The sequence below is a fragment of the Mesorhizobium monacense genome (genome assembly GCF_056781675.1).
The window spans coordinates 1109436-1129357 of the sequence record NZ_CM165567.1 but is presented as its reverse complement, the minus strand read 5'-3'; the positions used below and the strand labels follow the sequence as shown (position 1 = coordinate 1129357).

At 63.2% G+C, this 19922-nt stretch carries 14 protein-coding genes; 4 read left to right on the top strand and 10 right to left on the bottom strand.

What is annotated here, in order from left to right; translation table 11 throughout:
• Nucleotides 1-64 precede the first annotated feature (64 nt).
• The 9 genes from AC1RUK_RS05305 to AC1RUK_RS05265 all read right to left on the bottom strand — a co-directional run bounded on the left by AC1RUK_RS05305 (nucleotide 65) and on the right by AC1RUK_RS05265 (nucleotide 11438).
• The gene (locus AC1RUK_RS05305; protein WP_481836487.1) at nucleotides 65-1684 is read right to left on the bottom strand and encodes a GMC family oxidoreductase; all 1620 of its coding nucleotides are present in this window, start codon (nucleotides 1682-1684) and stop codon (nucleotides 65-67) included.
• Entirely contained in the window at nucleotides 1681-3192 is a 1512-nt protein-coding gene (locus AC1RUK_RS05300) for an FGGY-family carbohydrate kinase (RefSeq protein ID WP_481836488.1), read from the bottom strand. Before AC1RUK_RS05300 ends, AC1RUK_RS05305 begins: the two co-directional genes overlap by 4 nt.
• A gap of 24 nt (nucleotides 3193-3216) precedes the next feature.
• On the bottom strand, nucleotides 3217-4059 hold the full coding sequence (locus tag AC1RUK_RS05295; RefSeq protein WP_481836489.1) for a class I fructose-bisphosphate aldolase: 843 nt from the start codon (nucleotides 4057-4059) through the stop codon (nucleotides 3217-3219).
• Nucleotides 4050-5768: a glycerol-3-phosphate dehydrogenase/oxidase gene (locus tag AC1RUK_RS05290; RefSeq protein ID WP_481836490.1), complete on the bottom strand. Its 1719-nt coding sequence runs from the start codon at nucleotides 5766-5768 to the stop codon at nucleotides 4050-4052. The genes AC1RUK_RS05295 and AC1RUK_RS05290 overlap by 10 nt, the downstream gene beginning before the upstream one ends.
• A gap of 20 nt (nucleotides 5769-5788) precedes the next feature.
• A complete protein-coding gene (locus AC1RUK_RS05285; RefSeq protein WP_481836491.1) occupies nucleotides 5789-6784 on the bottom strand; it encodes an aldo/keto reductase in 996 nt (331 codons plus the stop codon).
• Complete coding sequence (locus AC1RUK_RS05280) at nucleotides 6781-7761, bottom strand: sugar-binding transcriptional regulator (protein ID WP_481836492.1); 981 nt, start codon at nucleotides 7759-7761, stop codon at nucleotides 6781-6783. The genes AC1RUK_RS05285 and AC1RUK_RS05280 overlap by 4 nt, the downstream gene beginning before the upstream one ends.
• A gap of 21 nt (nucleotides 7762-7782) precedes the next feature.
• Nucleotides 7783-8769, bottom strand: a complete 987-nt coding sequence (locus AC1RUK_RS05275; RefSeq protein WP_481836493.1) for an ABC transporter permease — start codon at nucleotides 8767-8769, stop codon at nucleotides 7783-7785.
• Nucleotides 8770-8785: 16 nt separating this feature from the next.
• Nucleotides 8786-10327: a sugar ABC transporter ATP-binding protein gene (locus AC1RUK_RS05270; RefSeq protein ID WP_481836494.1), complete on the bottom strand. Its 1542-nt coding sequence runs from the start codon at nucleotides 10325-10327 to the stop codon at nucleotides 8786-8788.
• A 79-nt stretch (nucleotides 10328-10406) separates the two neighbouring features.
• The gene (locus AC1RUK_RS05265) at nucleotides 10407-11438 is read right to left on the bottom strand and encodes a substrate-binding domain-containing protein (RefSeq protein WP_481836495.1); all 1032 of its coding nucleotides are present in this window, start codon (nucleotides 11436-11438) and stop codon (nucleotides 10407-10409) included.
• Nucleotides 11439-11776: 338 nt separating this feature from the next.
• Between AC1RUK_RS05265 and AC1RUK_RS05260 the strand changes: the two genes are divergently transcribed.
• Nucleotides 11777-14752, top strand: a complete 2976-nt coding sequence (locus AC1RUK_RS05260) for an NAD(P)-dependent oxidoreductase (RefSeq protein WP_481840327.1) — start codon at nucleotides 11777-11779, stop codon at nucleotides 14750-14752.
• A gap of 47 nt (nucleotides 14753-14799) precedes the next feature.
• Here the strand turns inward: AC1RUK_RS05260 and AC1RUK_RS05255 are convergent, their stop codons facing one another.
• Nucleotides 14800-15036, bottom strand: coding sequence for a hypothetical protein (locus AC1RUK_RS05255; protein ID WP_481836496.1), 237 nt, complete (start codon nucleotides 15034-15036; stop codon nucleotides 14800-14802).
• A 204-nt stretch (nucleotides 15037-15240) separates the two neighbouring features.
• On the opposite strand from AC1RUK_RS05255, the gene AC1RUK_RS05250 reads away from it, so the two are divergent.
• The 3 genes from AC1RUK_RS05250 (at nucleotide 15241) to AC1RUK_RS05240 (ending at nucleotide 19847) form a co-directional block, all read left to right on the top strand.
• Nucleotides 15241-15402 carry a hypothetical protein gene (locus tag AC1RUK_RS05250; RefSeq protein WP_481836497.1) on the top strand — a complete coding sequence of 54 codons (162 nt, stop codon included), beginning with the start codon at nucleotides 15241-15243 and terminating at the stop codon, nucleotides 15400-15402.
• A 90-nt stretch (nucleotides 15403-15492) separates the two neighbouring features.
• Nucleotides 15493-18897: an acyl-[ACP]--phospholipid O-acyltransferase gene (locus tag AC1RUK_RS05245; protein WP_481840198.1), complete on the top strand. Its 3405-nt coding sequence runs from the start codon at nucleotides 15493-15495 to the stop codon at nucleotides 18895-18897.
• A 476-nt stretch (nucleotides 18898-19373) separates the two neighbouring features.
• Nucleotides 19374-19847, top strand: a complete 474-nt coding sequence (locus tag AC1RUK_RS05240; RefSeq protein ID WP_481836499.1) for a hypothetical protein — start codon at nucleotides 19374-19376, stop codon at nucleotides 19845-19847.
• Nucleotides 19848-19922 lie beyond the last annotated feature (75 nt).

Here is a 19922-nt window from a genome sequence, read left to right as displayed (position 1 = left end):
ACGCATGTTCCTCTCGTTGAGGTCGGCGATTTGGCGAGACTCGGTGGTGTGGCGGAAACCCAGGCTACCGCAACGCGTCTTGCAAGATCATCTCCGCCGCCTTCTCGGCGATCATGATGACCGGCGAGTTGGTGTTGCCGGAAACGATGGAAGGCATGATCGAGGCGTCGGCGATGCGCAGGCCGGCAAGGCCATGGACGCGTAAGCGGTCGTCGACCACGGCCATCCTGTCCGCCCCCATCTTGCAGGTTCCGACCGGGTGAAAGATGGTCGTGGCGATGTCGCCCGCCTTGCGCACCAAATCATCGTGGCTGGAGAATTGCTGTCCTGGCAACATCTCTTCCGGCGAGAAGCGAGCAATGGCCTTCGCCTTCATCAGCCGCCGAGCATGCTCGATCGAGGCCACTGCGATGCTGCGGTCGCCATTCGTCGAAAGATAGTTCGGCCGGATCTTCGCGGGCTGTCGCGGGTCGTGCGTTGCCATATGCACGGTGCCCCTGCTCTCAGGGCGCAGGTTGCAGATCGAGACGGTCACGGCCGGGAAACGATGCAACGGCTCGCCCAGTCGGTCGGTGCTGAGCGGCTGCACGTGATACTCGAGATCGGGTGTTGAGAGCCGCGGATCGGAACGGGCGAAGATGCCGAGTTGGCTTGGCGCCATGGACAGCGGCCCGCTGCGCCACAGGGCATATTCGGCCCCCATCGCCGCGCGGCTGAAAAGATTGTGGTAGCGCTGGTTGAGGGTAACGGCGTTCTTGACCTTGAAGACCATGCGTATCTGCAGATGGTCCTGCAGATTTTCGCCGACACCCGGCAAGGCGTGCCGGACCTGGATGCCAAGCTGCGACAGGAGTTCTGCCTGTCCGACGCCGGAGAGTTCCAAGAGCTTCGGCGAATTGATGGCGCCGGCGGCCAGAATGGTTTCGCGGGCGCTGGCGAAATGCAGCGTACCGCCTTGACGGAAGACGACGCCTGTGACGCGGCGGCCGTCGAACTCGAGCCGTTCCGTTTCGGCGCCGGTCAGGATACAAAGATTGGTGCGGCCCTTTATGCCACGCAGGAAGGCCTTGGAAGCGTTCCAGCGTATACCCTTCCTCTGGTTGACCTCGAAATAGCCCGAGCCTTCATTCGTGCCCTGGTTGAAGTCTTCAGTGCGCGGAATTGCGAGCTCTTCGGCAGCATCGCGAAAAGCGTCGAGGATCGGCCAGGACAGCCGTTGCCGCTCGACACGCCACTCGCCGCCGGCGCCATGCATCGCGCTGGCGCCCCCGTGATAATCCTCCGACTTGCGGAAATAAGGCAGCACATCGTCCCAGCCCCATCCGGCATTGCCGGCCTGCCGCCAGCCATCATAGTCGGCGGCCTGGCCGCGCATATAGATCATGCCGTTGATCGAGGAGCAGCCGCCAAGCACCTTGCCGCGTGGATAGTTGAGACTGCGTCCGTTCAACCCCAGGTCCGGCTCGGTCTTCATCAGCCAGTCGGTGCGGGGGTTGCCCATGCAATAAAGATAGCCGATCGGGATATCGATCCAATGGTAGCGGTCGCTGCCGCCGGCTTCGAGCAGCAGGACTTTGTTTCGCGGGTCGGCGGAGAGCCGGTTGGCGAGCACGCAGCCCGCCGAACCGGCGCCGACGACGACATAGTCGAACTCACCGAAATCAGATGGACGAGCGACGGTCACTGGAGCGCCCGTCGGCTGGCAATGCGTTCCCACATCGGGGCCATCGCCTCGTTGATCTCGCCATAGAGCTGGTAGCGCGCGGCATAGGCTGGGGCAACCGCGTCGTTCGGCGCATAGCGGCGCGCGGCCGAGGTCATCGCCGTGGCGCCGGCAGCGAAATTCGCGAAGACGCCGACGCCGGTGCCTGCTGCAATCGCCGCTCCCAGCGCGCCGGTTTCGCGGCTCTTCGCGACGGTGACCGGCACGCCAAGCACGTCGGCAAAAATTTGCGCCCAGACGTCGCTGCGTGAGCCGCCGCCGGATAACACCGCTTCATCGAACCCCGCGCCCGCTGCATAGAGCGTTTCGATATGTCGTTTGTGTTCGAACACAACGCCCTCGAACAGGGCACGCAGCATATGCGCCCGCGTGTGCCAGCCCGCCATGCCATAGAAGCCGGCGCGCGCCTTGCCGTTCTTCTGTGAGCCGTAGAGGAAGGGGTGGTAGATCGGGATGTCGCCGGTCGGATCGACGGAAGCGACAAGGTCGCTGCACAGTTCGAACGGCGACTTTCCTTCCGGTGCATGGTCGAGGAATTCGCGGACGATCCATTCCAGATTGGTGGCTGAAGTAGCGCTGGATTCAATCGCCAGATAGCGCGTCGGGTCGAAGGTCGACAGCATGAAGATCGACGGCTCGCGGATCGGCTCGTCGGTGATGACCTGGTTGATGCTCCAGGTGCCGGCGATGATCGAAGCGGCACCCGTGCGAGTGACGCCGGACCCGATGGCGCTGGCGACGACGTCGAACAGGCCTGCCACGACGGGAGTGCCGGCGCGCAGGCCGGTGAGCGACGCAACATCGCGAGTGACATGGCTGGCAATCTCGGCCGATTCCAGGACTGGCGGCAGCAGGTCGGCGCAGTCGCCAAGGCCATAGGCCTCGAGCAAATCCTGCTCGTAGCGCCGTCCCGGCATCGACAGCAAACCGCAACCGGACATGTCGGTGGCATCCGTGGAACGCGCGCCGGTCAGTCTGTTGACGATAAGATCCTTGCACAAGAATGCTGTGCCGATGCGGCCGAACAGCTCCGGTTCGAACCGCTTCAGCCAGGCGAGCAAGGTCGGCGTCTGCGCGGCCCAGGGTTTTTGCAGGCAAAATTGATATGTGCGGTCGCCGACATTACTCTTAGCCCATTCGCCGACCATGCCGACGGCGCGGGTGTCGAGCGACTGGATGCCGATCAGCGGCGCACCCGCCCGGTCGAGCGCATAAAGGCCGTTGCCGTGCCCGGCGCAGCCGATTGCGACGATGTCACCGGCGTTGATGCCGGCCTCCGCGATGCAGCGGCCGATCACTGTGACGGCGTTGCGCCAGAGCTCGCCGAGATCGCGCTCGACATGGCCGGGCTTCGGCATCGACGAATGCCCGTCGAGCGCCGCGAGCGCCAATTCGCGTCCCGTCATGTCGAAGATGATCGCCTTGATGACTGTATTGCCTGCATCAAGGCCCAGAATGTAACCGCTCATTGGCTCCTCCCGCAGTCGGCCGCCTTACGCCTGGTTGTACAGATCCCAGGCAGCGGCGCCGTCGGCGCCGTCATGGATGATCGCCATCAGGCCCCGCACGACGGCGCTCGGACTGGCGTGCTGATAGATGTTGCGTCCATAGACCATACCCAGTGCGCCTTGCGCCATCAGCGTTGCCGATTTGTCGAACACGGCGTGCAGATCCTCCTTGCCGCCGCCGCGTACGAGCACCGGGCAGCGCGCCGCCTCGACCACGCGGTGGAAGTCGTTGGGGTCGGTCGTCGGGTCTGCCTTGATGACATCGGCACCCATCTCGCGCGCCAGCCGCGTCAGCGTGACGATCTTCCCGGCATCGCCGTCGACCATGTAGCCGCCATGCTCCGCGACCGGCAGCATGGCCAGGGGCTCGATCATCAGCGGCATGCCGTACTTTTCGCAGTCGGCGCGTACGCGGGAGATGTTCTGAACACATTGGCGGAAGAGATCCGGTTCGTCAGGCAGCATGAACAGGTTCACGACCACGCAGGCGGCATCCATCTCGATGGCGCCGATCAGCGGTTCGACCTCGTTTTGCAGCACCGCCCACATCGCCCGGTGGCGAACCTTGTTGTACGGGTTGCCCATGTCGATGCGCATCACCAGTGCCGGCTTGTCCTTGCCGGGCAAGTTTTGCAGCAGGTCGGCCTGCCCATAGTTCATCTGGATAGCGTCCGGCCCGGCCTTCGCCAGCTTTTCGACCACGCCGGCCATGTCTTCCAACCCAACAAGGAAGCTTGGCTCGTTGCAGACGCCATGATCAATGGCAACGTCGAGGCAGCGGCCTTTTCCGAACAGCCGGTTCATGCGGACTTTCTTGTTCACGCGCATATTGCGCTCCTTTTGTTGTTTTCGCCGGGAAGGTTCGGCAGAAGGACGCCGTGCTGACGCTCCAGCAGCGACAGAAAGGCGGCGCGTTCGGTATCGGCCTGAGCCGTGCTCCAGCCTTTGCAGATGGCCAGGATTGAAAGCACGGCATCGACCAGTTGGCATGTCAAGTCGCCTGCTATGGCTATGGTGGTACGACGCAGGAAAATGTCAGCCAGCGACTCGACGTGCTCACGCTCGATGATCAGCCGGATTTCGCCGGTGGAATAATCCGTGCCAGGCAACATCGGGTCCGGCACCGCCGAAATTGCCGCCGCAATTCCGGCTGCGGATGTGCCGTAGCGCTCCAGAAGATTTTGCGCGCGGGGCATCGTCAATCCGTGCTCCACCGCCAGCCTGGCGCACCAGTCTGCGGGATCGGAAGGAAAATCGCGGCCGCCGCCGATGGCGAGATCCTCGGTACCGACCGTGCGTACCAGCCCCGACCGCTCCAGCGCCACGTCGGCTGCCAGCGCGCCAAACGAGCGGAACGTCGTCCACTTGCCGCCGATCATACAGAGCGTCGCCGGCAGGTTGCCAACCGGCTCGACGAATTCGCAAAAATGGTCGCGCGGGATGCGGCCCGTGAAACTGTCCTTGCTGGCTGGTAACGGCCTGACGCCGGAGAAGCGGAAGACGATCTCATGCTTGGCGATTTTGATCGATGGGAAGACAAAGGCCAGCGACTGCAGGATGTACTGGAGTTCGTCGTCCTCGCAGCGCACGGTGTCGGGATCGTCGACGCGGATTTCGGTCGAGCCGATCAGGACCTTGCCGAGATAGGGAAACAGGATGCAGATGCGTCCGTCCTCGTTCTCGTAATAGACCATGTTCGCACCAAGCGCGTCATGGAGCTCCTGGTTGTCGACGATCAGGTGCGAGCCTTTGGTGCCGCCCATCATGCGCGGTGCTGGCGCGCCGATCGCCTTGTTCGTCAGGTCGATCCAGCCGCCGGTGGCATTGATGACCAGGCGCGGGCGCAGCGGCAGGGTCTCTCCCGAAACGGTATCGGTCAGCGCGAGGCCGTCTTCGTCGGAACCGATCCGCGCATAGTTCAGCGCACGCGCGGCGCGTGAAGCCGCCATCGCGTCGTTCAGCATCTCAAGGCCAAGCCGCTCGGGTCGACTCACCCAGGCGTCGTAGTAGGTCGCCGAACTGCGGGTCGCCGGATTGATGGCCGGCCACGTCTCGAGCGTTTCATTGCGCCCTCGGAAGCGATGGGCCGGCATCAGCCGGCGCGATGCCGTAAAGACGTCATAGAGCGTCAGCCCGGCCTTGATGACGAGTGCCCCACGCCGGCTCGGCCGCCGGGTGAGGCCGAGGAAGCGAACGGCGCCATTGGCGATGCCGGAGAAGATGTCGAAGATCGGCACCGTCGTCGGCAGCGGCGCGACGTAGTGCGGCGCATTCCTCAAGAGCCGGTCGCGTTCCCGCAGCGATTCCCTGACCAGCTTGAACTCGCCATTCTCCAGATAGCGCAGGCCGCCATGCACCATGCGCGAGAGCGCGGCGCTGGCGCCGCTGCAATAATCGCCCTTCTCGGCGAGCAGCACGTCGACGCCTTGCAGGGCAAGCTCGCGAAAGACGCTGATGCCGTTTATGCCGCCGCCGATAATCAGCACGGCAATGTCGGGCCGCTCTAGCAGCGCGGCGAGTGTTTCGTTGCGCTTCATTGCGGAAATGCCTCGTCTGCTCAGGCAGCCATCTGGGAGAGATGCATGGCTATCGCTGTGTCTATGGCGGCCAGTTCATCGCGGCTGGGCCTGATCTCGCCGGCACGCGCATTGTCGAGCGCCTGATCGGCATTGCGGGCGCCGCATAGCGCAAAGGTGATGCCCGGCTGCGCCAGGGTCCAGGCGATCACGATCTGCGCCATCGAGGCTTCGTGCCGTTCTGCGATCGGGCGGATGGCCTGCTTGAGCGCCGCCACCTTCTGCCGGTTCCCGGCCGAGAAGCGCGGATTGTCCTTGCGCTGGTCGTCGCCGGTGAAGCTGCGCCCCGGATCGACCGAACCAGTGAGCAGGCCGAGCGCCAGCGAGGAGTAGCTCAGCGTCGCCACGTCATGCTTGCGCGTGATCGGCAACAGCGTGCCTTCGATCTCGCGGTCGATCATCGAATAGCGTTCCTGGATGGCGTCGAGCTGGCCGGCAGCGACATAGTGCTCAAGGTCCCCGGTGCTGACATTGCTTGCGCCGATCGCCCGGATCTTGCCGGACGCCTTCAGCTTCTCCAATGCCGCCACCGTCTCGGCGATCGGCGTGGTCGGGTCCTGCCAGTGGGTGATGTAGAGGTCGATGTAGTCGGTGCCGAGCCGCTTCAGGCTCTGTTCCAGCTCATAGACGATGCCGTCGGCGCCGAGATAGCGGTGCACCGGCTTGTCGTCCTGGTCGAAGAAATGGTTGCCCTTGCCGGAATGCCAGTTCAGCCCGCATTTGGTGGCGATCACCACCTTGTCGCGCTTGCCCTTGATCGCCTTGCCGACGATTTCTTCGCTGCGACCGAGGCCATAGGCAGGCGCGGTGTCGATCAGGCTGACGCCGGCGTCGATGGAGGCTTCGATGGCGCGGATCGAGGCTTGCTCGTCGGTTCCGCCCCACATCCAGCCGCCGATCGCCCAAGTGCCGAGACCAACGGCGGATGCCTGGATGCCGGACGCGCCGATCGCACGCAGGATTTGTTCTGAACTCATGCTGCCTCTCTTTCGGCAAGGTCGAGAATGCCAAGGCCGGTGGCCTCGTCGGTTACGATGATGTCGAGATGATTGCCGCGCATGGCGCTGAGGATCGGCGCGATCTTGCTCGGGCCGCTGGCGACGCCGATGGAGCGCGGAATGGTGGCGAATTCGTCAAGGGTGAGCGACACCAGCGAGCGGTTGAGCGTGTAGTTGCTGAGCTTTCCGTTTCGGTCGATCAGGTGTGCCAGCAATTCGCCGGATGCGCCCGAGCGTTCGATAGCCTGGCGGTCGGCGCTGGAGGAGGGATGCAGGTCGTAATAGCTGGAATCGTCGGTCAGGATCGAACCGATGCCGACCACCGCGACATCGGCCTCACGCGCCCGGCGAAATACGTCCGCCACCGCGCGCACGCCCATCAGCATCTCGCGCTGTTCCGGCGTGTCGGCAAATAGCGGCGCATGGATCTGGTAGGCGCGGCCGCCCAGTCTGTCGGCCATCAGCGAAGCGACGTGATTGACGTCGGTGTAGTGTTTTCCCTGCACGAGCCCGGTCGCCGGAATGACTTCGACGTCATAGCTGCGGCCGGGCTTCAGCCCGGCGACCAGCGCGCTGACGCCCTTGCCGCCGGTGATCGAGATGGTGTCGCCGTCCTTGATCGTTTCGAGCAGGAGGTTGGCGGCTGCCTCGCCAACCCGCAGCAGCGCCGTCTGCGGGTTTTCCGAGACCGTTGGCACCACGACCGCACGCTCGATGCCGCCGAGCCCCACCAGCCGCGCTTCGAGATCGACCAGATGATCGATCGGCGACTTGATCTTGATCTCGACCAGGCCGAGCTGGTGGCCGCGCTTGATCAGACGGTTGACGGTGGCATGCGAGATGCCGAGTTCCCTGGCGATCTCGGCCTGCGTCTTGCCCTCCATGTAGTGGAGGACAAGTGCCTGATGCATCTGGCGGACGGTCGAGATGTCGTCGCGTGTGTTTGGGGGTGCCATGATCGCTCTATCGTCTCGAACTCAGGACTTCTTACGGTGCAGGAAGTGGTCGGCCGACACCGCCGCCAGGAGGATGCAGCCCTTGATCATGTCCTGCCAGTAGACGGAGATGTCGAGCAGGATCAGCGAACTGGTGACCACCGACAACAGCGCCATGCCGAGGATGGCGCCGAAGATCGTGCCCGAGCCGCCCTTGAGCGAGGCGCCGCCGATGACGGCCGCCGCGATCACGTTGAGCTCCATGCCAGCGCCGAAGGTCGGCGTGGCGGCGCCGAAACGCGCCATGTAGATCACACCCGCAAAGCCGGAGAGCGTCGCGCACAGCACCGTTACCCAGAACTTCACCTGGTTAGTCTTGATGCCGGAGAACTGCGCCGCCTTCTCGTTCGAGCCGGTGTAGAACACCTTGCGGAAGGCGGTGGCGCGCCGCAGCAGAAAATCGAAGACCGCCACCACGACCACAAAGATGATGATGACATAGGGAACGCCCTGGAGGTTGCCCTGGCCAATCGCCTTGAATTCCGGCGGCAGCGTGAACAACGACAGTGGCGTACCCTTGGTGATGACCAGGCACAGGCCACGCACGATCACCATCGCCGCCAGCGAGGTGATGAAATGGTTCAGCCCGACCACCGTGACGAAGAAGCCCATCACCGCGCCGATCAGCGCACTTACTGCAATGCCGATCAGGCTCGCCGTCCAAGGATCCAGCCCGGCCAGGAACAGTGCCCCCGAAACCACCATCGAGAAGCAGACAACCGAACCCACTGAAAGGTCGATGCCGCCGACGATCAGCAGGATGGTCATGCCGACGACGACGATGCCTTCGATCGAGAAGCTCATCAGCATGGCGCGGAAGTTGCCCCAGGTGAGGAAATGCGGCGAGGCGAAACTCATGGCAATGCACAGCGCCAGGATGATCACGATCAAGCCGGCTTCGCGCATCGAGGCGAGCCGAGCGAAGCTGACACGTCGGCTGGCATCCGCCATCCTGATCTCGGCATGCATCGTGGTTTCTCCCGTGCTAGGCGACATTCTGGGCCTGCCCCTCATGCACTGCGTTCGGCTGCACGCCGGAGGCCAGCATGATGATCGCTTCTTCGTTGAGTTGACCTGTCCCAAGCTCGCCGGCGATGCGGCCTTCGCGCACCACAGCTACCCGGTCGCACAGACCGATGAGTTCGGGCAGTTCCGAGGAGATGACGATGATGCCGACGCCCTGATTGGCGAGGTCTCTCAGCAGGCGATGGATTTCGACCTTGGCGCCGACATCGATGCCGCGCGTCGGCTCGTCCATGATGATGACCTTCGGTGCGACTGAAAGCTGCTTGGCAATCGCCACCTTCTGCTGATTGCCGCCAGAAAGCGTCGATACAGCCGCATCGATGCCGGCCATGCGCACGCCGAGCCGCTTGGCCAGGCTGGTCGCCTGATCTGCTTCGGCGTGGCGGTCGAGCAGGCCGAAACGGCCGGTAAGCTTGCCGAGGTCGAGTGCCGACACATTGGCCGCGATCGACAGATCGAGGAAGACGCCGGAACCCTTTCGATCCTCGGAGAGATAGACGAGGCCAGCGCGCACGGCGTCGGCATAGCTGCGGATCGCAACGCTTTTTCCGCCAAGTACGGCGCTGCCGGCGGTCGCAGGCCTCAGCCCGCAGATCGTCTGCGCGATCTCGCTGCGACCAGCGCCGATGAGGCCGCCGATGCCGAGAATTTCGCCGGCCCGCAATTCGAGATCGACATTGGCGAAACGGATACCATCCGACAGGCCACTCACCGAGAGCAGTACGCGGCCAGGCTTTGCATCGGCAGGAAGCTTGTCGGGATAAAGCTGAGTGATCTCGCGGCCGACCATCTTGCGGACCACGTCGTTGGGCGACGTCGCCTCGATGGCCTCGGTCGCGACATAGCGCCCGTCGCGGAAGACGGTGACGCGGTCGCACAGCGAAAAGATCTCGGCCATGCGATGGCTGATGTAGATGACTGAAATGCCGCGCTGCTTCAGCCCGCGCACGATTGCGAACAGGCGCTGCGCCTCGGTTTCGGTCAGTGCTGCGGTCGGCTCGTCGAGGATCAGCACCTTGCAGTCCAGCGTCAGTGCCTTGGCGATCTCGACCAGCTGCTGGCTGGAAATGGAAAGGTCCGCGACCTTGGTGCGCACCGCAATAGGCGCAAGCCGGTTCATCGTCTTCTCGGCGTCTGCATGGACCTGCTGGAAATTCATCAGCGGCGCGCGCCGGCCGTTGATCGCCGCCATGCAGATGTTCTCGGCAACCGTCGCATCCTGGCAGAGCGCGATTTCCTGATGCACCAGCGCGATGCCCATCTTCTGCGCCGCCGCGGGCGATGCGATCGTCACCGGCTTGCCGTCGATCAGGATGTCGCCCTCGTCCGGCTGCAGGATGCCGCCGATCATGTTCATCAGCGTCGACTTGCCGGCGCCGTTCTCTCCGCACAGCGCATGGACCTCGCCGCGGCGCAGCTCGAACTGCACGCCACTCAGCGCCTGGACCGGCCCGAACGCCTTGGAAAGGTTGCGGATCTGAAGGACGGGCGCGTCGCTCACGCCATGCTCCTGCGAAAGAGTTCTGAAGGGGGCCGGAAGGGACCCCCCCCTTCCGGCCCTGATGCGGCTCGGCTCGAGATTACTCTTCGATGCCCTTGGTGCCACGCCGCTTGAGATACTTGTCCCAATAGAAATCGTCGGCATTGTCCTTGGTCACGATCGAGAAGCCGTTGTCGACGAACGGCACCTTCATCGCGTTGGCGCCGGCGCGCTTGGCGTCGTTCATCGGGTCGATCAACTCGGGATGCTTGGCCAGCCACAGAAGCATGAAGCCCATATAGCCCTGCATGCCCTGGTTGGGGTTGACCGAGCCGAAGATTTCGCCGGCCTTGATCATGTCGAGGATCTTGGCATTGACGTCGGCCAGCATGACCCTGATCTTGCCACCACCTTCCTTGGCCGCTTGTGCTGCGCCGATCGCCGAATTGGCTTCCGGCATGAAGACGGCGCCGAGATCGGGATGGGCCTGGGCGAGGCTGAGCACTGCCTGATAGGCCTTGGTCGGGTCCTGGTTGGACGCGGCGCGGCCGACCAGCTTCATATCAGGCCATTTGGCTTCCATGCGGGCGACAAAGGCCGAGATGCGCTTGTCATGATTGTCCTGGCCGGGGTTCTCGAGAACGGCATATTCGCCCTTGCCGCCCATCGCCTCGGCGACGGCGTCGGCGGCATATGTGCCTTCGGCGACATTGTCGGAGGTGATGTAGGAGACACGCTTGGAATTGGGCGAGTCGGCGGCGAAAGTCACCACTGCGGTGCCGCCGTCGGTGGCGCGGTTGATCGGCTCGATGAACGGATCGGAATTCATCGGATGCACGAGGATGCCGGCCGGCTTCTGCGCCAGTGCCTGGTCGAAAGTGGCGATCTGCTTGTTCACGTCATATTCCGGCGTGCCGGTGTATTCGGTCTCGCAGCCGAACTGCTGCCCGGCCTGCTTGAACATCTCATAGACCGGGAACCAATATTCGACGCCCGAGACCATGACGTTCATGACATATTTTTCACCCGGCTCGCATTTGAACGGGTTGCCGGTTTCGGCGTAGGCCTGGGTCGAGACCAAGATGGTCGACGCAGCCGCCGCCATGGCGAGCGTGCTCAGAAATTTGCGCAAGATTCCTCCCTTGGCCGAAGCCATGCTCAATGACAATCGCGAACGCCGCAGCGTCTCGCTGTCTGGATTGATTGACGCCGGACATCCTCCAGAAACCCGACGCCCCGACAATTACCGGCTTTTCTGACGCTGTCAATAAAATTCACTATATGAAATATATTTCATAATGGAGGCTGGCACCCTCTGTTCAGAGGCCCCAAAGCGCCCGTGCGGCAGCAATTCCTCGTTGCAGGGCAACCATGACGCATTCAGCGTGCGCTTCGGCGCAGTTAGCGTCTTTTTTCTTTCGTGTTCGATCCACTATCCGCCCCCCGCCCTGGAAAACAGATAGGCAGATCATCATGAATATCGCGCAGATGCAGGAACAGCGACTGAAGGCACTCCGACTGACCGGATCGGGCGCGCCAAAATTGCCGTCGAACCCGTTCTTCGGTGTCGGCCCGATCACCGATGCGACCACCGACGAAGTGGACAGCCGCCTGCGGCGCATCGCCTTCGACGCCTGGATTGAGAAGACCTATCGGAAGTTCGACGACAGGGGTAACGACATCGGTGGCTTCACCACCGCCGAGATTTCCCGCAGCATGCACCGCGGCTATCCGGCGGACAAGATCCTGACCGACATGATGCGGGCGATCCATCGGTATTTCCACTTCCCGAAGACGAACCGCATGGCAGTGGGACTCGGCGGTGGCCATAGTGGCTTCACTGTCTGCGTCCAGCACCTGATGAATGCCAACGACGCCTCCCAACGCGTCTATGTCGATACGCCGCAGCCAGAGAGCGATCTATCCAGGGCCGCTGGCTTCTTCCGCCAGTCCTGGGCCACCCAGTTGATCGAGATGCAGCGTTTCGCCGAAAAAGGCTGCGAGAGCCGTATTCATTTCGCCGTCTCAGAAGGCGTGATCCCGACGGCAGCCGAGCTCTCCGCCCTCGGCGTCTCGATCTTTGTCGGCGTCGGCCACGAGACGACCGGGGCCAATGCCTATACCAGTGCCGAGATCCACGAACTGCTGAGCTGGATAGACGGCGATCCGGCAAACCGCCATGCGGTGTTCGATGCCACTTCGATGCTCGGTGCCATGCCGTGGGAGCCCGAACTCGTCGACGCCGTGATGGCGAAGTGCTGCCTGTTCATGCCGTTCCAGAAGGCGATCGGCGGGGTGTCGGGCTATTTTGTCGCCTCCTTCACGCCTCACGCCCTGGCACTGATCGAAAAGAACCAGCAGGATCCCGCCTGGGCGATCCCGCGCCAGCTGAAGATCGCGCCGCCGATCGACCCTAAGCTACCGCTTTCGGCCAAGCGCTCCGTAGATGCCGGGCCATTCTACGACGCCGCAGAAGACCGCATGCTCGGCGGCGTCATCAACACCTACAGCGCACTTGCCTTTGCCGAGACCACCTTCGGCCTTTTACAGTCGGAGGCTCGGGTCGGCTCCGTCGTCGAGCTCAACCGCCGTTCCGCCACCAATCGCAAGGTGATCGACGAGTGGGTCAAGTCGCACCCGATGCTATCGCTGACAGTCACCGATGCCGAACGGCGCGGCGCGGCGGTAACGCTCCTTAAGGTTGAGGACGACGGCATCACCGACCCCGGCATCCACACCCGCATCATCGCCCGGTCGAAACAACTGCTCGGCTATGAGGGTATCACCCATCCGAACAGCGAATATGAGCCCGGCCTCGACGCGGCCCGCTACGTCAATGCCTTCCCGGGAACGCCAGGCGACTATCGCGCCTGGGTCGGTGGCATCCGCGAGCCCGAAGATATCGTCGCGCTGCTGGAGAATCTGCAATACGCCTATCTGCGCGCCAAGATCGTCGTTCTCGAAGAGGAACTGGCGAAGAACGGCGTCGTTTTCGAGGCCCAGGCCAAGACAGGCGACGGCGTCCGCAAGGACGACCCCGCGCGCGCCTATGCGGTGCTGATCGCCGATCTGGTCGGCCTGCGCTTCGGCGCCGACGGCCAGCCGGATCACAGCGAGATAAAGGCCTATATCGAGGAAAAGGGGGGCGTCTTCCACCTCGGACCGCTCGGCGGGCGGTCGGCGCTTGAAAAGGGCCGCATCCATTTCTTCTACCAGCCCAACCTGAGTACCGAGGCAGAGATCCTTCCGCAGACAGACAAGGGCCAGTACGACGCATTGATCGCGGCCGCGACGTTCATCCCGAAGGACTCCGTATTCCCGCTCGGTGGCGTGCGCATAGGCGCCGGCACCGGCAACATGGGCTCGGCCTCCTGGGGCGGCGGCAATGGCGAGGGCGGCGAAGCGCCGCTGATGAACACGCCGGGTATCAACAGCCGGGCGACCGCCCAGATGGCGATGAAGGCGATCCTGAGAGTTGTTCCGGATCTGCCGGTTGGCAGGCTCCACCGGATGGTCGCCGGCGGCGACTTCGACACCGGCCGACAGCTCAAGGATTTTCCCACCGCTAAGCTCGAGGGCCGCAAGATCGCCGTTCTCGGCTACGGCAACATCGGCCGCGAAGTCGCCAAGCTCGCCAAGGCCTTCGGCATGAAGGTGGCGATCTATGCCCGCGAGCATCACAAGCGCTGGATCGAGGCGGAAGGCTTCGAACATGCCGCAAGTCCGGTTGCCGCGGCAACCGGCGCGGACGTGCTCTCCGTGCACATCGGTCTCGGTCGCCTGGATGCGGCGAGAAGCGTCTATTCCAACGCCGGAACCGTCGATGCGAAGGTGTTCGACGTGATGAACGACGGCGCGGTGCTGGTCAACTACGACCGGGGCGAGGTCGTCGATGCCGCCGCGCTCGACGAGGCGCTGTCGTCCGGCAAGATCGTGCACGCGGCGATCGACGCCGATCTCTTCAAAGACGCAGCGACCGGCAAACTCAGCGGGCCGATGCTTCCTTACCTGCCGCTCGAAGAGCGCCATAAGGGCAGGCTCGAGCTGCTGCCGCACGCCGCCGCCGACACCGACCATCCCTCTCGGGTGACCGGTGCTAAGCAGGCAGTCGACCAGGTCTTCGACGTCATCCGTTTCAAGTCGGTCACCAACCTCAAGGGAGATCTGCCGGAGGGTTATGTGTCAGTCGGCAGCCGCACGCCCGCCGGCATCGGCAAGGTGACGAAGCAGGTAGTTGCTGAAGTCGGCGGCAAGGCGGAGCTCCTGGACGAACTGCGGCAGGCCTCGGAAAAGGTCGCAGCGATCGTGGGTACACTTTCCTCCGTTTCCGATCCGGATCATCGCAACCGGATCATCGATCGCTACACCGGGCTGCTTGTCGAAAGTGCTGACCGGCAACGGGCGCTGCTCGACCAGTTCGGCCTCTACGGGCCGGCGGAGGAGTGAGATCGTAGGTTGCTGGGTCGCCCCGGGGGCCGGAACGTTTCAGACGCCTAGGCGGGACCGGCGCCACGCGTGCTCAGCCGGTCCGCGATGAGCCGCATCGTCGAACCGGCCAACACGATCGAACGCCATCTCGGATTGGCCGAGGCCGCGATTTGACAAAACCAGTATGACACAAGGTCCGGACCGGCGATGACATCAACGGCCGACTCGCCGGCGAGGCCTGACATCCACCCCCTTTCGTCCTCTTTAGCCTTCTCCATCTGAATTTTTTGAACGGCGTTCATTTTTCTCTTGAACGCCGTTCACGGTGTGCTATGTTGCACTCATGAACAACGTTCATGGAGGTAGTCAAACCGCCGGTCGCGGCGCACCGCTCAGGAGCAGTGTCGACGAGTGCTCGAACGGACGACGAAGCCGGCCTGATTGTTTCCGGCCTGAAACAGACCAGCGCCGACCCAACCTAACCCTGAAACGAAAGGAACATATCCATGCCCAGCTATGCTCCCAACCATTCAAGCACCTGGAAAACCTCCGTCACCATCACCAGGGCGTTGCGCGACGCGGAGGAAGCGGGCCGGTTCATCAGCAGGTTGAAAGACGCCAAGACCGAAAAGCTGCTGATGGATATCAACCGCAGTAACGAAGTGTAATCCGGTTCCCGCTAACAACGAGGCTCAAACCGTGCAAGCAACCGCTCGATCCATTCGGATTGCTCGACGCCTTGCCCAATGGAAATTGCCATGAACAACCATCTGATGACGTCACGGCGCTTCGCGCCTCTCTTCTGGACGCAATTCCTCTCGGCCTTCAATGACAATTTCCTGAAGAACACGCTGGTGTTCCTCATCCTGTTCACGCTGTCGGCGGACAAGGCGGCGTCGTTGGTTACCTTGGCGGGTGCTGTTTTCATGGCGCCCTTCCTGCTTCTGTCTGCACTTGGCGGTGAGATCGCCGACCGCTTCGACAAGGCTGCCGTGGCGCGCAAGCTGAAGTTCGTCGAGATCGGCGCCGCCTTGCTGGCGGTCACCGGCATCGCGCTCTCGTCAATCCCGGTGCTGTTGACGGCCCTGTTCCTGTTCGGCGTCATTTCGGCGCTGTTTGGCCCGATCAAATACGGCATCCTGCCGGATCACCTCGAGCGCAAGGAGCTGCCGCGCGCCAACGCCTGGATCGAGTTGGCCACCTTCGCCGCCATCCTCGGCGGCACGATCGTCGGCGGCATTGTCTCGGCCGACGGCATCGGCATCGCGGTCTTCGGTCCGATGATGATGATCCTCGCCGTCGGTTGCTGGTTCGTCAGCCGCTACATACCGGCGACCGGATCGGCAGCACCGAACCTGGTGATCGACAAGAACGTCCTGCGCTCCACCTGGCGGCTGGTCAGCGAGCTGCGCACAAACCAGCGCATCTGGCGGGCGGCGCTGATGGCGTCCTGGTTCTGGCTGGTCGGCGCCATCATCCTGTCCATCCTGCCCCCCATGGTCAAGGATTCGCTCGGCGGCACCGAAATCGCCGTGACCGCCTATCTCGCCGTCTTCGCGGTCGCCGTCGCCATCGGCTCGGCCATTGCCGCGTGGATGTCACAGGGGCGCATGGTGCTGTTGCCCGCCCCGGTCGGCACGGCCCTGATGGCCCTGTTCGGACTTGATCTCGGCTGGAGCGTCTGGGGCTTGCAAGCCTCTGCCCAGGCGCAGACGCTCAGCGCCTTCTTTGCCGGCCAGAACACCATCCGTGTCGCCATCGACCTGGCCGGCCTGGCGACTGCCGGCGCCTTCCTCGTCGTGCCGACCTTTGCGGCGGTGCAGGCTTGGGCGCCGGAGGATCGCCGTGCCCGTGTCGTCGCCGCGGTCAACGTCGTCAGCGCCGGCTTCATGACCATCGGTGGCGGTCTTGTCGCCGCCATCCAGGCAGCCGGCGTCTCCATAGCAGGCGTGCTGTTCGGCCTCGCCGTCATCAATGCCGTCGCCGCATGGCTGATGCTGAAATACCTGCCGACGAATGCTTTCCGCGATTTCGTCTCCATCCTGTTCCGCGCCTTCCATCATCTGGAGGTGGAGGGGCTGGATAACCTCAAGGCTGCCGGTCCGGCGCCGATCCTGGCGCTCAACCATGTCAGCTTCCTCGACGGTCCGCTGGCCTTGACGCTGACCGACGAGGAGCCGGTCTTCGCCATCGACCACACCATCGCGCAGGCCTGGTGGATGAAGCCGTTCCTGAAGCTCGCCCGCGCTCTGCCGCTCAATCCGGCCAAGCCTATGTCGACCCGCACGCTGATCAAGATCGTACAAGGCGGCGATCCGCTGGTCATATTCCCCGAAGGCCGCATCACCGTCACCGGCGGCCTGATGAAGGTCTATGACGGCGCCGCCATGGTCGCCGACAAGACCGGCTCGATGGTGGTACCCGTCCGCATCGAAGGGCTGGAGAAGAGCTACTTTTCGCGGCTGACGTCGCAGCATGTGCGCCGCCGCCTGTTCCCGAAGGTCAAGGTGACCATCCTGGAGCCGGTGAAGCTCGAAGTTGCGCAGGAGCTGAAGGGCCGCAAGCGCCGCGCTGCGGCCGGCGCTGCCCTCTACCAGGTCATGTCGGACCTCGTCTTCCGCACCCAGGATATCGACAAGACCGTGCTGGAAAAGATCATCCAGACGGCGAACGAGCGCGGCATGAAAAAGCTTGCCGTGGAGGACCCAGTCACCGGTTCGCTGAGCTACGGCAAGTTGCTGACGGGTGCCGCGGTGCTCGGCGAGAAGTTCGAACACCTCTACGCCGACCAGCAGACGCTGGGCATCATGCTGCCCAACGCCAACGGCGCCTGCGCGACGCTGCTCGGCGTCATGTCGGCCGGCAAGGTTCCGGCGATGATAAACTTTACCGCAGGGGCCGCGAACATCCTGTCCGCCTGCAAGGCCGCCGACGTGCGGACCGTGCTCACCTCGCGCGCCTTTGTCGAACAGGCAAAGCTTGGCGCGGTGGTCGAGGAACTCGGCCGCGCGGTGGACATCGTCTGGCTTGACGATTTGCGGGCCACCATCGGCCTCAAGGACAAGCTGCTCGGCCTGTTGCGCAAGAGCACGCCGCGGGTTGCCCGCAAGCCCGACGATGCGGCTGTGATCCTGTTCACGTCCGGCTCCGAAGGCACGCCCAAGGGCGTGGTGCTCACCCACCGCAACATCCTGGCCAATGCCGCCCAGGCCGCGTCGCGCATCGACTTCCACTCGGGCGACAAGGTCTTCAACATCCTGCCGATCTTCCATTCCTTCGGCATGACGGCGGGCACGGTGCTGCCGCTGATCTCCGGCGTGCCGGTCTATTTCTACCCCTCGCCTCTGCACTACCGCATCGTGCCGGAACTGATCTACGCGTCTAATGCGACGATCATCTTCGGCACCGATACGTTCCTCTCAGGCTATGCGCGCACGGCGCATCCTTATGACTTCCGCTCGGTGCGCTACTGCTTTGCCGGCGCCGAGCCGGTGAAGGCGGCGACGCGCATGACCTACATGGAGAAGTTCGGCCTGCGCATCCTCGAAGGTTACGGCGTGACCGAAGCAGCACCCGTGATCTCCATCAACACGCCGATGTACAACAGGTCCGGCAGCGTCGGCAAAATCATGCCCGGCATGGAGTATCGCCTGGATCCGGTGCCCGGCGTCGATGATGGCGGACGGCTCTACGTGCGTGGCCCCAATGTCATGTCGGGCTATCTGCGCGCCGAAAAGCCTGGCGTGCTCGAGCCGCTCGAAGGCGGCTGGCATGACACCGGCGACGTCGTCACCGTCGACGAGGCCGGCTTCATCACCATTCGCGGCCGTGCCAAGCGCTTCGCCAAGATCGGCGGCGAGATGATCTCGCTGGCTGCCGTGGAAGTGCTGGCCGGCGAATTGTGGAAGGGATCGCTGTCGGCCGTCGCCACGGTGCCGGATGCCCGCAAGGGCGAAAAGCTGATCCTCATCACCGAGGCAGCCAACGCCACGCGCGCCGAATTCCTGGCCTTCGCCAAGGCCAACGGCGCCATGGACCTGATGGTGCCGGCCGAAGTGCGCATCGTTCAAAGAGTGCCGGTACTCGGTTCCGGCAAGCTCGACTTCGCCGGCGTGACGAAGATGGTGCGCAGCGAGGAAGACATGAAGATCAAGGCAGCTTGATCCGGATACGCGAGCAGGCCGGCGCAAAACGCCGGCCCGTTCATACAATCTCTCAGCGCTGGCAGTGACCGCATCGGGCAAGATGCCATCACCACCCCAAATTCATTCACGCCCTTGCGGAAACGACAGGGGAGGCATTGAAACGCGTATTGCCCAGCCGAGGTGGAGGCCTCCTACGTATCCGACGGCACGTAGCCCTGCGGGTGGGCTCGAAGCGCGCTATGCGATGTGGGCTTCATTTTCGGCGGGTCGACCGCAAGGGGCCGCCGGCCGAACTGTTTGCAAAGACCACCGCGGTGGCATTTACACACAAAACCTCCGATACCGGAATTCCCGTGTAGCAGCCACCTGCTACCAGCGACTCGAATTTCGGCGTTATGTGATGTGAATGGCGTACTTGAACGAGGCGGTGTAGGGTTCATCGCAAAAGAAATAAGCCGTACTAACGGCAACGCCGAGCGAATCTGGGAGGATTCATGGTTGAGATTATCTCCAAGCGGGATGGCCCGCGGCGCGAGGACGTACAAGTCAAAAGACTGATTGAGCAAAACCGCTCGACCATCGTTCGCCTTGCCGACCAGATCAGCGGCGGTGGCTATTCGGCTTCCAGGAAACCACGCCAGCAACCAAAGGCAGAAGGTCTGATCATCCACGTTGGCGGCAGTCTTGCCTCTGTGGCCGAAGCCAAACCGTGCATCAAGGTCACCATCAACGGCCGCGTGATCTCGAAAGATCAGAATACAGGCCGCCAACTTCATCACATCGGCGATATCCGCAACCGTGACGGGGACCAGATCTTCGTTCTGGCGACGAAGCAGAATGGCTTCTTCTCGCCCGTCGACGAAACCGTCGCCGAAGCGCTTGCCGAACTAGACGGATCCCACCTCGCCGCCACTTATACCGAAGAACAGCTTGCCGCCGATATCGGCGCGAAACTCGGCATAGACTGACTGGGCGTGCTTCTGCACGTCCAGTCCGTGGCAGCATACGACGCGACTGCAAACAGAAATGGCATGGCCCAAAAG

Coding starts and splice junctions, on each gene's coding strand:
- AC1RUK_RS05300 (WP_481836488.1), bottom strand. CDS start 3,192: ATGAGCGGTTACATTCTGGGCCTTGATGCAGGCAATACAGTCATCAAG.
- AC1RUK_RS05295 (WP_481836489.1), bottom strand. CDS start 4,059: ATGCGCGTGAACAAGAAAGTCCGCATGAACCGGCTGTTCGGAAAAGGC.
- AC1RUK_RS05290 (WP_481836490.1), bottom strand. CDS start 5,768: ATGAAGCGCAACGAAACACTCGCCGCGCTGCTAGAGCGGCCCGACATT.
- AC1RUK_RS05285 (WP_481836491.1), bottom strand. CDS start 6,784: ATGAGTTCAGAACAAATCCTGCGTGCGATCGGCGCGTCCGGCATCCAG.
- AC1RUK_RS05280 (WP_481836492.1), bottom strand. CDS start 7,761: ATGGCACCCCCAAACACACGCGACGACATCTCGACCGTCCGCCAGATG.
- AC1RUK_RS05275 (WP_481836493.1), bottom strand. CDS start 8,769: ATGCATGCCGAGATCAGGATGGCGGATGCCAGCCGACGTGTCAGCTTC.
- AC1RUK_RS05255 (WP_481836496.1), bottom strand. CDS start 15,036: ATGAACGCCGTTCAAAAAATTCAGATGGAGAAGGCTAAAGAGGACGAA.
- AC1RUK_RS05250 (WP_481836497.1), top strand. CDS start 15,241: ATGCCCAGCTATGCTCCCAACCATTCAAGCACCTGGAAAACCTCCGTC.
- AC1RUK_RS05245 (WP_481840198.1), top strand. CDS start 15,493: ATGAACAACCATCTGATGACGTCACGGCGCTTCGCGCCTCTCTTCTGG.
- AC1RUK_RS05240 (WP_481836499.1), top strand. CDS start 19,374: ATGGTTGAGATTATCTCCAAGCGGGATGGCCCGCGGCGCGAGGACGTA.